The sequence below is a fragment of the Pseudomonas sp. Irchel 3A7 genome (assembly GCF_900187565.1).
Lineage (GTDB): Bacteria > Pseudomonadota > Gammaproteobacteria > Pseudomonadales > Pseudomonadaceae > Aquipseudomonas.
Map to the genome: position 1 here is coordinate 277,195 of NZ_FYED01000003.1, position 14,294 is coordinate 291,488.

A 14,294-nucleotide genomic window follows, 5' to 3' on the forward strand; every position below is an offset into this window, starting at 1 on the left:
GCTCCACGCGACCAAGGTCGGTGAGTGATTTTTATGGATCGAGTGCTTGCATTTTTCCCTTGCGGGTCTGTCAATTGAAGGTGAAAACTGAGCCGATACCTGTACATTCTGCCAATCGGTGCGATTATCGCCCGTCATCTATTCCGAGGCCTGGATTGAAGTGATGAACAAGCCTGACCTGCCTTCGATTCCAGTGTTCAAGCTCTACGGTGAAAGCCTGGATTGGCCAACCCCGGACTTGCTGCACTGTGAAACCATCTCCAAACGCAGCCGCGAACATCAATGGGAAATCAAACCCCACCGCCATGCCGATTTATGCCAGTTGCTCTTCGTATTCAAAGGTCAGGCAGAGCTTGAAATCGAAGGTAAACGCACGCAACTGAACGAACCGGCGATCCTGGTCATGCCACCGCTGTCGGTGCATGGCTACCGTTTTTCCGAAGACGTCGAAGGGTTCGTCGTGACCCTGGCCGCGCCACTGGTCTCCCATCTCCAAGCGCAACTGGGTAACTCGGTCAATGCCCTGGCCCAGCCCGAAAGTTACCCGGCCGGCAAGGACAGTGAATACCTCAACAGCCTGTTTGCTGCCTTGCAAACCGAATACACAGGCCACCAACCGGCGCGGGAAATGCTCATGCATTCGCTGGTCAGCGTGATCATGGTGTGGGTCAGCCGCCAGGTGATCCAGCGGCACTCAGCCACACAACGGCCGCAGCGTGCCCGGGAATACCTCAACGGTTTCATTCAACTGGTGGAGGAGACCTATCGCCAGCACGTCAAGGTCGAGGACCTGGCTCATCGGCTGGGCATTTCCGTGTCCCACCTCAACGGCACCTGCCGCGAACTGGCGGGGCAACCGGCCTTGCAGATCATGCACGAACGGCAGTTGTTGGAGGCCAAGCGCTTGCTGACCTACACCAGCATGACCATCTATGAAATGTCCGATGTGTTGGGGTTCTCTGATCCGACAAACTTCACGCGCCTGTTCCGACGACGGGTGGGGATTTCGCCCAAGGCGTTTCGCGACCGCTTGAAGGCCGATCAGGACAACCAGGCCTGATCCGCTGTCTTCAACGGCATTCGTCAGCGCAGGGCGTTGAGGGTCGCGTTGTGGGGAATGCAACGCTCGAAATTGCAGCTGGCGTAATCACGGGGCAGGTTGCGCAACTGCTCCACGCGCCAGGCCGCAGCGCCATACAGCCCGAGCGTTACCGCGCAGGTGATGAAAATGGCGAGGTACCTTCTTGTTCTGATGTTCATGGCGTCGACCTCTGAACGAATACCCGTGGGTATTTACATTGAGCATAGGTCAGGGTCGGTGAGATGCCAGCAAACCAAGTCATGCATGTGCCACGACATTCAGAACACTGATGTTTCCCATTGTGGGAGCGAGCCTGCTCGCGAATACGGTTTAACGTTCAACAATTCGTTGACTGACACTCCGCATTCGCGAGCAGGCTCGCTCCCACAGGGGAATTGCGGTTACAGGCCAACATCCCACGCAGGTGTTTCGGGAAATCTCATCACCAGAAAATCCAGCAAACTGCGCAACGCCGCGGGCATGTGCTTGCGCGAGGCATACACCGCATAGATGTTCAACTGCCGTGGTTCGGCATGGGGCAGCAGGCGCACCAGCTCGCCGCTGTGGATGTGCACTCCGGCCTGATAGGTAGGCAGCATCGCCACCCCGGCGCCAGCCATGGCCGCACGCAGCAGGGTGCTGGCTTCGTTGGCGCTGATGTTTCCTTGCACCGGCACCGCGATCTGTTCACCGTCCTGTTCGAAATGCCAGAGGCTTTTGCCGAAGTAGGAGTGGGTCAGGCAGTTGTGCTGGCTCAGGTCCTCGACCCGCTGCGGCGTCGGATGCTCGCGCAGGTAAGCGGGGGAGGCGCAGATCACGGAACGGCAGACCGTGAGTCGACGGGCGATCAGGTTCGGGTCCAGGTCGTTGCTGGTGCGGATCGCCAGGTCGATGCGCTCATCCACCAGGTTCACCGTGCGGTCGAGCATCTGCATGTCGATGCTGACGCCGGGATAGCGCTTGACGTATGCCGCCATGGCTTCCGCCAGTTGCGCCTGGCCGAACGAAGTGCTGACGCTGATGCGCAGCAGGCCGCGGGGGGCGTCGTCCGGCTCGCTGACCGCGGCTTGCAGGTCGTTGCATAGCTCCAGCATCTGGCGGCAGCGGGGCAGGGTTTCGCTGCCGGCGGCGGTCAGGCTCAACTTGCGTGTGGTGCGGTGCATCAGGCGTGCGCCAACCCAGTCTTCCAGTTCCGCCAGATACCGGGAAACCACCGGTCGCGACAGCTCCAGATGATCGGCTGCCGCTGACTGGCTGCCGAGGTCGACCACTGTGACGAACACCCGCATTGCTTGTAGACGATCCATGATTTGCCCGATTTCAGAAACAAACTATGTTCCAGCATCGCATTTTTTGTACTGAACCAGGCAACTAAGCTCTGTGCCCATGCCTACTCGGGCTTCTGTTCTTCTGTGGGAGCGAGCCTGCTCGCGAAGGTCGTCAACGATAACGCGTGCAGACAGGGTTGAACGCGTTGCCCTTGCGACCTTCGCGAGCGGGCTCGCTCCCACAGAGGGCGGGCTTTCCATTCAGAACACGGTGTAAAAAATGATCAAGCGTATTTTCCTCGCCACCGCCCTCGGTTTTGCCGCCCACGCCAGTGCATCGACGCTGACGCTGGATGTCTACAACCCCGGAACCCAGGCGATTTTCCCGGTGACCTCGGTGCTGGTCAGCGGTGCGAAAGAGGTGATCCTGGTGGACGCGCAATTCGGTAAGTCCCAGGCCGAGCAGGTGGTGGAAAAAATCCGTGCCAGCGGCAAGCAATTGACCACCATCTACATCAGCCACGGCGACCCGGATTACTACTTCGGCCTCGACACCCTGACCGCTGCATTCCCCAAGGCCAAGGTGCTCGCTTCGCAACCGACCGTTGATCACATCAAGCAGACCGTCGCCGGAAAATTAGCGTTCTGGGGGCCGAAGCTGGGGGCTGACGCGCCGGCCAAAACCATCGTGCCCGAGGTACTCAAGGGCGACAGCCTGATCCTCGAAGGGCAGAAGTTGCAGGTGGTCGGCCTGGAAGGCAAACAACCGGATCGCAGCTTCGTCTGGATCCCTTCGATCAAGGCCGTGGTCGGTGGTGTGGTTGTGGCACAAAACATCCATGTGTGGATGGCCGACACCCAGACCCCGCAGTCCCATGCCGATTGGTTGGCTACGCTGCACTCGATCAAAACGTTGAATCCGGAAACCATCGTGCCAGGACACTATCTCGGCGAGAGCACCCGGTCCCAGGCCGCTGTGCAGTTCACTGCCGATTACATCAAGGCGTTCGACGAAGAAACCGCCAAGGCCAAGGATTCCACTGCACTGATCGCCGCGATGAAAAAGCGCTTCCCGGCACTGGGCGAAGAAAGCTCCCTGGAGCTGAGCGCCAAAGTCGCCAAGGGCGAGATGAAGTGGTAACCCGTTTTTTCTGATGCAGAAGCTTTTGTGGCGAGGGAGCTTGCTCCCGCTGGAGTGCGTAGCGCTCCCCAACGGTGTGTCAGGTACTTCGTGTTGTCAGGTTTTACGGCTGCTTCGCAGCCGAGCGGGAGCAAGCTCCCTCACCACAATGATCTGTGTGTACAAGTCAAATTGAATACAGCCAACAGGAGAACGTCATGAGCAATATCGCAATCATCGGTGCCACCGGTCGTGCCGGCAGCCAACTGCTGGAAGAAGCCCTGCGTCGCGGTCATAGCGTCACCGCCATCGCCCGTGACACCTCGAAGATCGGCCTGCGTGCCGGTGTGGCCAGCAAGGCTGTCGACGCGCTGGATGCCGCCGCGTTGCAAGCGGCGATCGCCGGGCATGATGTGGTGATCAGTGCCGCGCATTTCGCCACGCTTCCGGCCAGTGCCGTGATCGGACCGATGAAGCAGGCCGGGGTCAAACGCCTGCTGGTAGTGGGCGGTGCCGGTTCTCTGTTGTTGCCGGATGGCACTCGGGTGATCGATAGCGCAGGCTTCCCGGCGGAGTACAAGGCAGAGGCCAGCGCCGGAGCTTTGTTTCTGGAAAACCTGCGTCAGGAAAAGGAACTGGACTGGACCTTTGTGTCGCCCTCGGCGGAATTTGTCGAGGGTGAGCGCAGCGGTTCGTTTCGGATCGGCGAGGATGATTTGCTGGTGAGCCGTGAAGGGCGCAGCTGGATCACGTTCGCCGACTATGCGATAGCGATGCTCGATGAAGTCGAAGCGCCGAAGCACTCTCGGCAGCGGTTTACCGTCGGGTACTGAGCACACAAATCACCTGTGGGAGCGAGCCTGCTCGCGAAGACGGACTTACATTCAACAGCGATGTCGGCTGTCAGATCGCTTTCGCGAGCAGGCTTGCTCCCACAGGGGCGAAGTATTCACCGACTTTGCGCCTGTTCCACCAGCCAACCCATCAACTCGCGCAACTTCGGCGAAGGTGCAGGTTTTTCCGGGAATACCAGGTAATACGCCAATCCGGTTTTCACCTTCAACTCAAAGGGCATGACCAGTCGCCCGGCATTCAGGTCATCGCCGATCAACGACCAGTCGCCAATTGCCACGCCCGTGCCCTGGGATGCCATCGACATCGCCAGGTCCAACGTTTCAAAGTGCTGGCCCTTGCCGACATTGGTCAAGTGCACGTCCGCCGCTTTCAACCAGGCTTTCCAGTCCCGTTCATCGCGGGTGGGGTGCAGCAACAAGTGTTGTTGCAGGTCAGCCGGAGTTTGCAAAGCCAACGACCCTTCGAGCATGGGCCGTGAACACACGGGGGTCAGTTGTTCATCGAACAGCAGACAAGACTCAAGAGAGCTGTCCGGCGGCCCGCCGTACATCACCGCCGCATCGAACTGTTCGCGATGAAAGTCCACGCCGTGTTTGACTGTGGTGGTCAGTTCAACCGGCACGTCCGGCCGCTCTTTTTGCCACTGCAACAGGCGTGGCAGCAGCCAACGCATTACACAAGTCGGCGCCTTGAGTTGCAGGGTTTCGCGCTTCTCGCCGATCTGCTCCACCGCCTCGTCGATCAAACCGAAAATCTGCTGCACCCGTGGCAGCCACTCGCGCCCCTCGGCGGTCAGGTCCAGTCCCCGGGCCTGGCGGATGAACAGTTCATAACCCAGATGATCTTCCAGCCCGGCGATCTGTCGACTCACCGCGCCTTGGGTGATGTGCAGTTGCTCGGCGGCCCGGGTGAAGTTGCAGCACTGCGCGGTAATCAGAAAAGTGTGCAGCGCCGGCAGGGGAGGCAGTCGTTTCATTGGGATCCAAGGTATGACGTGAGGACATGGCTAGTATGACTTTTTATCCATTGTTGCGGCTACGTGTCGCCCGTTCCAATGAGGCCATCCCTGGACCTGCGAATTCATCATAAACACAGCGCAGGCCCGGCGTCTCAAACGAACAAGAAGGGCAATGACATGGCGACGTGCGGCGAAGTATTGGTCAAGTTACTCGAAAACTACGGGGTCGAGCAGGTGTTCGGCATCCCGGGGGTTCACACCGTGGAGCTGTATCGCGGGTTGGCCCGTTCGAGCATCAACCACGTCACTCCGCGTCACGAACAAGGCGCCGGCTTCATGGCCGACGGCTATGCCCGCACCAGCGGCAAACCGGGTGTGTGCTTCATCATCACCGGCCCTGGCATGACCAACATCACCACGGCGATGGGCCAGGCCTACGCCGATTCGATCCCGATGCTGGTGATCTCCAGCGTGCAGACCCGCAACCAGTTGGGCGGCGGTCGCGGCAAGCTGCATGAGCTGCCGAACCAGAGCGCGCTGGTTGGCGGCGTGGCGGCGTTCTCCCACACCCTGATGTCGGCGTCCGAATTGCCGGGCGTGCTGGCCCGTGCCTTTGCGCTGTTCCAGGCCGGTCGCCCGCGTCCTGTGCACATCGAAATTCCGTTGGACGTGTTGGTTGAAGAGGCCGATGACCTGCTGACGAGCGTACCGGTAAACATCGACCGCGCCGGTGCTGCACCCACCGCCGTGAACCGCATGACCGAGTTGCTGGCCGGCGCCAAGCGCCCGCTGATTCTCGCCGGTGGCGGTGCCATCGATGCCGCTGCCGAGCTGACCGAGCTGGCCGAATTGCTGGATGCCCCTGTCGCCCTGACCATCAATGCCAAAGGCATGCTCGAATCTGCTCACCCGTTGCTGATCGGTTCGACCCAGAGCCTGGTCGCAACCCGCGCGCTGGTCGCCGAGGCCGACGTGGTGCTGGCCATCGGCACCGAACTGGCCGAAACCGACTATGACGTCACCTTCGCCGGCGGTTTCGAGATTCCCGGCAAGCTGCTGCGCGTCGACATCGACCCGGACCAGACCGTGCGCAACTACCCGCCACATGTTGCGTTGGTCGCCGACTCGCGCAACGCCGCCCAAGCCTTGCTCAGCGCGTTGTCCCACAAATCCCTGGCCGAGCGCCGCAACGATTGGGGCCAGGTACGTGCCGCCCGTTTGCGTGAAGAACTGGCCGCCAACTGGGATGCGCCGACCCTGGCCCAGACCCGCTTCCTGGAAACCGTTCTGTACGAATTGCCGAACGCGGTATTCGTCGGCGATTCCACCCAACCGGTGTACACCGGCAACCTGACGTTCAACCCTGAGCGCCCACGTCGCTGGTTCAACTCGTCCACCGGCTACGGCACCCTCGGCTACGCCTTGCCGGCGGCGATCGGCGCCTGGCTCGGCGGCAGTGTGGAAAACGGTGCGCGTCCGCCAGTGGTGTGCCTGATCGGCGACGGCGGCCTGCAATTCACCCTGCCGGAGCTGGCCAGCGCCGTTGAAGCGCGCACGCCGGTGATCGTGCTGCTGTGGAATAACCAGGGCTACGAAGAAATCAAGAAATACATGGTCAACCGCGCCATCGAGCCGGTTGGCGTCGACATCTACACCCCGGACTTCATCGGTGTGGCCAAAGCTCTGGGCTGCGCCGCCGAAGCGGTCAACGATGTCGAGCAACTGCGCAGCGCCTTGCGTGTAGCCACTGATCGCCAGGGGCCCACCCTGATTGAAATCGACCAGGCTACCTGGACTAAGGCAGTGTGGACCCAGGCGGTGTCGAAATGAGTTTTCCAACGACTCTGGACGGTCTGTTCATCGACGGTAAATGGTCGGCCGGCAGCGAACATCTGCGCGTGATCAACCCGGCCACCGAAGCCCTGTTGACCACCGTCGTGGGCGGTGACGAGCAAGCGGTCGATCAAGCCGTCAGCGCGGCGACCAGGGCCTTCGCCGACTGGTCGAAAACCACCGGTGCCGAACGCGGCGCGATCTTGCGCAAAATCGCCGCGGGCGTGCAGGCCGGTCGTGACCAGTTGATGCACTTGCAGTCGAGCAACAACGGCAAGCCACAGTTTGAAGCGGCCATCGACGTCGATGATGTGATCGCCACCTTCGAGTACTACGCGGGCCTGGCCGAAGGGCTGGACGCGAAACAGGACAGCGCCGTCGAGTTGCCGAGCGATGACTTCAGCGCCCGCCTGCGCCGCGAACCGTGCGGCGTGGTCGGCCTGATCGTGCCGTGGAATTTCCCCATGGTCACCACCGCGTGGAAACTCGCCCCGGCCCTGGCCGCCGGTTGCTGCGTGGTGCTCAAGCCTTCGGAGGTGACACCGCTGCCGGAGCTGGAACTGGCGGCGATCATCGCGGATGCCGGCTTGCCCGCCGGTGTGTTCAACGTGGTGTGCGGTACCGGCCTGGCCGTTGGCGCGCCGCTGTCGACGGACCCGCGTATCGCCAAGATTTCCTTCACCGGCAGCAATGCGGTGGGCGTGCAGGTCATGCAACGCGCGGCAGAAAGCGTCAAAGGCGTGAGCCTGGAACTGGGCGGTAAATCGTCGTTGCTGGTGCTGGCCGATGCTGACATCGAGCTGGCCGTGGAAGTGGCCTGCGGTGGCGGCTTCTTCAACGCCGGGCAAATGTGTTCCGCCACCAGCCGGGTGCTGGTTGCCGATCAATTGTTCGATGAATTCCTGACCCGCTTGAAAGCTCGCGCCGAAGCCATCCGCGTGGCCGACCCGTTCGACCCGAACGTGGAAATGGGCGCACTGGTCAATCAGGCGCAATACCAGCGCGTGCTCGGCCACATCGATCGCGGACTGAGTGCCGGTGCCTCGCTGGTTTGCGGCGGCAATCGTCCAGCGGACCTGCCGCGCGGATATTTTTTGCAGCCGACGATTTTCACCGACGTGCCCCTGGACAGTGCGCTGTGGTGTGAAGAGATTTTCGGCCCGGTGATCTGCGTGCGCCGTTTCACCTCGGAAGCCGAAGCGATTGCCCTGGCCAACGACAGTCAGTTCGGTCTGGTCGCCAGCGTCGTCACGCGCAATGCCGAAGCAGCGGATCGCGTAGCCAATGCTTTGCAGGCGGGGCTTGTGTGGATCAATGCGCCGCAGGTGATCTTCCCGCAGACCGCCTGGGGTGGCTACAAGCAGAGCAGCATTGGCCGCGAATTGGGGCCGTGGGGCTTGCAGGCTTTCCAGGAAATCAAACATGTGATTCGGGCCGTCTGACGCCCGCTTTCATTCTGTGGGAGCGAGCCTGCTCGCGAAGGACGCATGGGCGACGCGGGTTGTCTGATACCCCGCGTTATCGTTGACCTCCATCGCGAGCAGGCTCGCTCCCACAGGTAAAAGGAGGCATGCGCTGGCGTCATGGCTTCAATGAGTTTTTTTCGATAGTCAGGTGTTTTGCACGACCTCAGGATGAACCCGTCGGCTCAGCTCCGGCCCCGTAAATACGGGGCTCAAGGCAGATCTGGCCGCGCGGATGCAACGGTTGCGACCAACCTCATAACTTACAAAAACAAAGGGAGTCCTTCATGGGCGAGCACGATCTGAACAGACGTCAATTCATCAAAACCGTGGGCGTCGCCTCGGTTGCCGCGGCGGCCATGAGCCTGCCGTTCGTCAAGGCCAACGCCAGTGACACCCGCTTTCAAGGCAAGACCCTGCGTCTGCTGACCTGGTCCGATGACACCGGTCTGGCAGCACTGCGCAACATCGCTGCGACATTCGAAGACAAGTACGGCTGCAAAGTCATCGCCGACCGCACCGGCAGTACTTCGGAAATGGTCGCCAAACTCAAGGCCGGCGGTGATCGTCCGCAATACGACATCATCACCCTGGCAGGCGTCGGTGCCGAAGGTCTGGCCGCCGCCAACCTGCTGGAAAAGCCTGACCTCAACCGCATTCCCAACCTGGTCGACGTACCGGAGAAATACCGTACCGGCGCCAATGGCCACGGTATCGGTTACCTGCTCTGGTGCAACAGCCTGGTCTACAGCACGCGCACCATCAAGGAAGCTCCGAACAGTTACGCGGCCCTCTGGGACGCCGACCTGTCGCCGAACATCTTCCTGCCGCCGCCGAACTGGACCGAGGCCATGGACCTGATCATCATCGCCGCCAAACTGGCCGGTGGTGACGAGCACAACATCGAGCCGGGCTTCAAGAAGCTCGCCGAGCTCAAGGACCGCGTGGTAACCCTGGGCGAAAACCCGAACCAGATCGCCGAGCTTTTCCGCACCGGTTCCCTGGACATGGGCGGCCTCTACGCTCCAGCCTTTTTCCCGAAACAGATCCGCGATCCGAACTACGGCCTGGGCGCCACCTTCGGCATGAAGGAAGGTTTCTACACCGACCTGATGCTCTCGGTGATGCCGAAGAATCGTCCGGGCGACACCGACCTGGCCTACGCCTTCATCAACCACTCCCTGGACCCGCTGGTGCAGGGCAAGATGGCCGAAGACATCTACAACGGCCCGGTCAACGCCAAGGCAATCATCTCCGCCGAAGCGCGCAAGAGCCCGTACATCCTCACGCCGGAGCAGATTGCCGAGAAAGCGATCATGCACGACAACGCCTTCCTGGCCTCCGTGCATGACCAATGGATTCGTCGTTACACGGAAATCTTTTCTTCCTGATTGAGTGACGAGTACAGGATTTTCAGCCACTGAAGATCCCCTGTGGGAGCGAGCCTGCTCGCGAATGCGGACTGACATTCACCCTGAATGTCGACTGACAGATCGCTTTCGCGAGCAGGCTCGCTCCCACAACGGGCCAATTCGCTCTGAAGATTTGTGTTTGTCAGCTGCTTTCCATTGACGAGACCTTTGCTATGGAACACCAACCTCTGACCCATCCGGTGAGTGTCGCCCCCGTGCGCGCCAACCGGGGTGTTTCGCCGACGGCCCGCGCCTGGTTTTTCCTCTCGCCGTCGATGCTGTTTCTGGGCGTGCTGATTGCCGCCAGCCTGCTGGTGCTGCGCATGAGCGTGGGCACCAAAGGCGCGGAATGGTCCGGGTTCAGCCTGGCCAGTTATGCCCAATTGCTGGAACCGTACTACCTCAAGTCCTTGCTGCTGACCTTGCGCCTGGCACTGATCAGCGCGGTGATCGCGGTGATCCTGGCGATCCCGGTGGCCTACACCATGTCGCGACTGACTTCGCCGTTCGTGCGGCGGATCTTCCTCGCCGCGGTGCTGCTGCCGTTGCTGGTCAACCTGCTGCTGCAAAGCTACGGCTGGCTGGTGATCCTCGGCCCCGGTGGCATGCTCAACCAGGCACTGATGGGCCTGGGCCTGATCAAGCGTCCGATCATGCTCCTGTATAACCAGAACGGCGTCTTGATGGGCCTGGTGCAAACCGCCTTTCCGCTGGCCGTGTTGCCGATTGCCAGCGCCATGCGCGGTGTCGCCCGCAGCTACGAAGAAGCCGCTGCAACCCTGGGCGCCAGTCGCTTGCAGGTGTTCCGCCAGGTGGTGTTGCCGATGAGTCTGCCGGGGATCATCACCGGTGCGACCCTGGTGTTCGCCTACAACGCCAGCAGCTTCGTGGTGCCTTTGCTGCTCGGCGGCCGTCGTGTGCCGATGCTGGCGGTGATGGTGCATGACCAGATCGCCCCGCTGATGAACTGGCCCGCCGCCTCCGCAGCCGGTGTGGTGTTGATCGTGACCACGCTGGCCATCATGACTTTGTCCGAATACATCACAGGCCGTCGTCGGCGCATGCTGGAGGCTTCGCAATGAGTTCCCTGACCAAGAAGCGCCACTCGCTGTTGCCGGGTGACACCGGCAAGTTCGCCGGGATCCTCTCCGGTGTCATTCTGCTGCTGGCGGTGTTGCCGATCCTGACCATGATCGTCATGTCCTTCAGCGGCGCGTCGAACCTCGACTTTCCGCCAAGCAGCTACAGCCTGCAATGGTACAAGGCCGCCTGGCACACCTTTGTCTCGCCCGATTCCAGTGACGTGCTGAGTCTCGGCCAGGCCATGACCACCAGCCTGATGGTGGCGTGCCTGACCATGATCTTCGCCACGCTGATCGCGGTGCCGGCGGCCTATGCGCTGACCCGTTGCGAGTTCCGTGGCAAGGCCGTGGCGCTGCAATTGATGTCATTGCCTCTGGTGTTTCCGATGGTGGTGTTGGGCCTGGCATTGCTGCTGGTGTTCGACAGCCTGCCGTTCCACATGACCACCTCGCGGCTGGTGATTGCCCACGTGATCCTTGCCCTGCCATTCGTGGTGAAGAACTGCACGGCGGCCATGCTTTCCATCGGCAGCGAAGTCGAAGAAGCCGCGCAAATGCTCGGGGCCTCGCCACTGCGGGCGATTGTCGACGTGGTGGTGCCGTTGATGAAGTCGGGGATTCTGGCGGGCATGCTGCTGGCGTTCATCGTCTCGTTCAACGAATTCACCGTGACCTATTTCCTCTACACCATCGACGTGATGACCGTGCCGATCTGGATGTACAGCCGCACCGTGTCTTCGCTCGACCCCACCGTATTTTCGTTTGCCGTGCTGATCGTGCTGATCGACTTCGTCCTGATCTGGGCGCTGGAGAAGCTGGTGGGTGAAGGTGGCGTTTCGTTCTGATTTCTTGAGGTGATTTATGTCTGGTCTGATTCTGGAAAACGTCGAGAAACATTACGGCTCGGCCTGCGCAGTAAAAAATGTGAACCTGCATTTGCCCGAGGGCAAACTGGTGTGTTTCCTCGGCCCTTCGGGGTGCGGCAAAACCACCTTGCTGCGGATGATCGCGGGGCTGGAAACGCTGACCGGCGGCGAGATTCGCCTGGACGGCGAGGACATCGGCCATACCCCGGCGCACCAGCGTAATTTCGGCATGGTGTTTCAATCCCTGGCGCTGTTCCCGCACATGACGGTAGGAGAGAACATCGCCTATCCGCTGAAACTGCGCGGGGTCAGCAAGGCTGACCAGCAGGCGCGGGTGGTGGAGTTGCTGGAACTGATCCAGCTGCAACCGATGATCAATCGCCCGGTGGCCAAACTGTCCGGGGGCCAGCGTCAGCGCGTGGCGATTGCCCGGGCGATTGCCAACCACCCGAAAATCCTTCTGCTGGACGAACCGCTGTCGGCGCTGGACGCCAAGCTGCGCGAGTCGATGCAGGTGGAAATCCGCCAGTTGCAACAGCGCCTGAACATCACCACCATCATGGTCACCCACGACCAGCGTGAGGCCATGACCATGGCCGATATCGTCGTTGTACTGGGTGAACATCGGGTGCAGCAGGTGGGTACGCCGATCGAGATCTACCGCCATCCGGCCAACGAATTCGTCGCGGATTTCATCGGTTCCGGCAACATCTTTCCGGCCACCGCACTGGGCAACGGCAAGGTCAGCCTGCCAGGCGGTGATGCGCTGGAAGTGCCGATCTGCAGCAGCATTGTGGTGGGGGAGAAGGTGAAGATGCTGATTCGCCCTGAAGACCTGCAACTGTCGGCACCGCAGGCGACGGCGGGCAACCGCTTGCTGGGCAAGGTGACGTTCGTGCGTGATATCGGTGCGACGATTGAAACGACCGTGGAGTGTTCCGGGGTGTCATTTACCGCGCTGAGCACGCCGTGTCAGGGGATTGGCTTGAGCATCGGGCATCCGGTGTCGGTGACGTTGCCGGCGCAGGCGTGTCGCGTTCTCGGTGCCTGACTTGCTGGCCCCTTCGCGAGCAGGCTCGCTCCCACAATGGATAGGTGTACACAAAACCACTGTGGGAGCGAGCCTGCTCGCGAAGAGGGCCGGGCAACCAATACAAGTTTCAGCTAAACACTCAACCGCAACCGCGCCAAATCCCTCAATGGCGGCGCCCCGAACAACCGGCTGTACTCCCGGCTGAATTGCGAGGGGCTTTCATACCCGACCCGATAACCCGCCGCCGAGGCTTCCAGTCCCTCCGCCAGCATCAAGCGACGCGCCTCCTGAAGGCGCAGTTGCTTCTGATACTGCAACGGACTCATCGCCGTCATCGCCTTGAAGCGGTGATGCAGGGTCGAGACGCTCAAGTTCACTTCCCTGGCCAGATCATCGATGCGCAGCGGTTGCTCGAAATTGCCGTTGAGCCATTTGATCGCCTGGCTGATGCGATGGCTCTGGCTGTTGGCGATGGCGATTTCGTACAGACGATGGCCCTGCTGGCTGCGCAGCAACCGATAGAGAATTTCCCGCCGAATGAGCGGCGCGAGCATCGCAATGTCTTTCGGTGTGTCGAGCAACCGCGCCAGGCGCAGCACCGCATCGAGCATCGCCGTGTCCAGGCGTTCCACATACAGTCCGCGCCCGGTCGGCCGGGTCGGTACGCCAATGGGGCCAGCGTCGGCGATCAGCGCGGTGATTTCCGCCGGATCTATGTCCAGCCGCACGGCCAGGATCGGCTCTTCAGCCGAGACGTTCACCACTCGACCGCTCAGTGGCATCGAAACGGAGACCACCAGGTAATTCAGCGGGTCGTAATTGAAGTACTCGTCGGCCAGGCGAACTTCCTTGCGACCCTGCGCCATGATGCACAACGCCGGTTGCGCGAGTACCGGAGCAAACTCGTGGTTCTGGCTGTGGCGCGACATGAACAGTGATTCGACAGCGGTGGCATAACTGCCATCTTCGGCGGTGTTGCGCCGAATGATCGCCGCCAGTTCCACGCGCTGCTTTTCCATCTCGGCATCCAGCGGGGCCTGTGGAAAGTGATCGAGTGACGACATGCAAGGCATCCTCGTATAAGCATGAGCAATGGACCGAGCTTAAGTTTGTGCAAGCAACAGTGGTAGACACATCCTGCCTGATGCTTGCCTGATTCTGCACGGGCTTGTTTTTTCACCCTGACAAGACAGAGCGATGGCGGGAAAACTTGCTTGAAACTCGCGTGGCAGAACCGTGACAGCGTTTTACACATTGTTACAGGCTGCCCGCACGGTCTCGCAGGATCGTGCAACGCAGCGGCAGGAATCGACTAACGACCCA

General features: G+C 60.9%; 13 protein-coding genes. 9 read left to right on the top strand and 4 right to left on the bottom strand.

The window, feature by feature from the left end:
- The first annotated feature begins 163 nt into the window (after positions 1–163).
- Positions 164–1,060, top strand: coding sequence for a helix-turn-helix domain-containing protein (locus tag CKW21_RS06195; RefSeq protein ID WP_095193116.1), 897 nt, complete (start codon positions 164–166; stop codon positions 1,058–1,060).
- A 23-nt stretch (positions 1,061–1,083) separates the two neighbouring features.
- On the opposite strand, the gene CKW21_RS31445 is transcribed toward CKW21_RS06195, so the two are convergent.
- Together CKW21_RS31445 and CKW21_RS06200 are read right to left on the bottom strand one after the other, a co-directional pair.
- Entirely contained in the window at positions 1,084–1,260 is a 177-nt protein-coding gene (locus CKW21_RS31445; RefSeq protein ID WP_170948630.1) for a hypothetical protein, read from the bottom strand.
- Positions 1,261–1,482: 222 nt separating this feature from the next.
- Positions 1,483–2,388: a LysR family transcriptional regulator gene (locus tag CKW21_RS06200; RefSeq protein ID WP_218274034.1), complete on the bottom strand. Its 906-nt coding sequence runs from the start codon at positions 2,386–2,388 to the stop codon at positions 1,483–1,485.
- Between the two features lie 241 nt (positions 2,389–2,629).
- Here CKW21_RS06200 and CKW21_RS06205 point away from each other — a divergent pair, with 241 nt between their 5' ends.
- Both CKW21_RS06205 and CKW21_RS06210 read left to right on the top strand, forming a co-directional pair.
- Positions 2,630–3,490, top strand: coding sequence for an MBL fold metallo-hydrolase (locus CKW21_RS06205; RefSeq protein WP_095193118.1), 861 nt, complete (start codon positions 2,630–2,632; stop codon positions 3,488–3,490).
- A gap of 197 nt (positions 3,491–3,687) precedes the next feature.
- Positions 3,688–4,302, top strand: coding sequence for an NAD(P)-dependent oxidoreductase (locus CKW21_RS06210; protein WP_095193119.1), 615 nt, complete (start codon positions 3,688–3,690; stop codon positions 4,300–4,302).
- Between the two features lie 116 nt (positions 4,303–4,418).
- Here the strand turns inward: CKW21_RS06210 and CKW21_RS06215 are convergent, their stop codons facing one another.
- A complete protein-coding gene (locus tag CKW21_RS06215; protein WP_095193120.1) occupies positions 4,419–5,300 on the bottom strand; it encodes a LysR substrate-binding domain-containing protein in 882 nt (293 codons plus the stop codon).
- A gap of 159 nt (positions 5,301–5,459) precedes the next feature.
- On the opposite strand from CKW21_RS06215, the gene CKW21_RS06220 reads away from it, so the two are divergent.
- From CKW21_RS06220 to CKW21_RS06245, 6 genes are all read left to right on the top strand, one after another.
- Positions 5,460–7,112 (top strand): 5-guanidino-2-oxopentanoate decarboxylase, encoded by a 1,653-nt coding sequence (locus CKW21_RS06220; RefSeq protein WP_095193121.1) that lies wholly within the window; start codon positions 5,460–5,462, stop codon positions 7,110–7,112.
- On the top strand, positions 7,109–8,557 hold the full coding sequence (locus tag CKW21_RS06225) for an aldehyde dehydrogenase family protein (RefSeq protein ID WP_095193122.1): 1,449 nt from the start codon (positions 7,109–7,111) through the stop codon (positions 8,555–8,557). The genes CKW21_RS06220 and CKW21_RS06225 overlap by 4 nt, the downstream gene beginning before the upstream one ends.
- A 308-nt stretch (positions 8,558–8,865) precedes the next feature.
- Positions 8,866–9,969, top strand: a complete 1,104-nt coding sequence (locus CKW21_RS06230) for an ABC transporter substrate-binding protein (RefSeq protein WP_095193123.1) — start codon at positions 8,866–8,868, stop codon at positions 9,967–9,969.
- Positions 9,970–10,163: 194 nt separating this feature from the next.
- Complete coding sequence (locus CKW21_RS06235) at positions 10,164–11,072, top strand: ABC transporter permease (protein ID WP_095193124.1); 909 nt, start codon at positions 10,164–10,166, stop codon at positions 11,070–11,072.
- The gene (locus CKW21_RS06240; RefSeq protein ID WP_095193125.1) at positions 11,069–11,917 is read left to right on the top strand and encodes an ABC transporter permease; all 849 of its coding nucleotides are present in this window, start codon (positions 11,069–11,071) and stop codon (positions 11,915–11,917) included. The genes CKW21_RS06235 and CKW21_RS06240 overlap by 4 nt, the downstream gene beginning before the upstream one ends.
- A 16-nt stretch (positions 11,918–11,933) precedes the next feature.
- On the top strand, positions 11,934–12,989 hold the full coding sequence (locus CKW21_RS06245; RefSeq protein ID WP_095193126.1) for an ABC transporter ATP-binding protein: 1,056 nt from the start codon (positions 11,934–11,936) through the stop codon (positions 12,987–12,989).
- Between the two features lie 113 nt (positions 12,990–13,102).
- Here CKW21_RS06245 and CKW21_RS06250 read toward each other — a convergent pair whose 3' ends face one another.
- Positions 13,103–14,035, bottom strand: coding sequence for an AraC family transcriptional regulator (locus CKW21_RS06250; RefSeq protein ID WP_095193127.1), 933 nt, complete (start codon positions 14,033–14,035; stop codon positions 13,103–13,105).
- Positions 14,036–14,294 lie beyond the last annotated feature (259 nt).

Excerpts from the sequence above, each read along its gene's own strand:
- CKW21_RS06195 (WP_095193116.1), top strand. The coding sequence starts at position 164 with ATGAACAAGCCTGACCTGCCTTCGATTCCAGTGTTCAAGCTCTACGGT.
- CKW21_RS31445 (WP_170948630.1), bottom strand. The coding sequence starts at position 1,260 with ATGAACATCAGAACAAGAAGGTACCTCGCCATTTTCATCACCTGCGCG.
- CKW21_RS06200 (WP_218274034.1), bottom strand. The coding sequence starts at position 2,388 with ATGGATCGTCTACAAGCAATGCGGGTGTTCGTCACAGTGGTCGACCTC.
- CKW21_RS06205 (WP_095193118.1), top strand. The coding sequence starts at position 2,630 with ATGATCAAGCGTATTTTCCTCGCCACCGCCCTCGGTTTTGCCGCCCAC.
- CKW21_RS06210 (WP_095193119.1), top strand. The coding sequence starts at position 3,688 with ATGAGCAATATCGCAATCATCGGTGCCACCGGTCGTGCCGGCAGCCAA.
- CKW21_RS06215 (WP_095193120.1), bottom strand. The coding sequence starts at position 5,300 with ATGAAACGACTGCCTCCCCTGCCGGCGCTGCACACTTTTCTGATTACC.
- CKW21_RS06220 (WP_095193121.1), top strand. The coding sequence starts at position 5,460 with ATGGCGACGTGCGGCGAAGTATTGGTCAAGTTACTCGAAAACTACGGG.
- CKW21_RS06225 (WP_095193122.1), top strand. The coding sequence starts at position 7,109 with ATGAGTTTTCCAACGACTCTGGACGGTCTGTTCATCGACGGTAAATGG.
- CKW21_RS06230 (WP_095193123.1), top strand. The coding sequence starts at position 8,866 with ATGGGCGAGCACGATCTGAACAGACGTCAATTCATCAAAACCGTGGGC.
- CKW21_RS06235 (WP_095193124.1), top strand. The coding sequence starts at position 10,164 with ATGGAACACCAACCTCTGACCCATCCGGTGAGTGTCGCCCCCGTGCGC.
- CKW21_RS06240 (WP_095193125.1), top strand. The coding sequence starts at position 11,069 with ATGAGTTCCCTGACCAAGAAGCGCCACTCGCTGTTGCCGGGTGACACC.
- CKW21_RS06245 (WP_095193126.1), top strand. The coding sequence starts at position 11,934 with ATGTCTGGTCTGATTCTGGAAAACGTCGAGAAACATTACGGCTCGGCC.
- CKW21_RS06250 (WP_095193127.1), bottom strand. The coding sequence starts at position 14,035 with ATGTCGTCACTCGATCACTTTCCACAGGCCCCGCTGGATGCCGAGATG.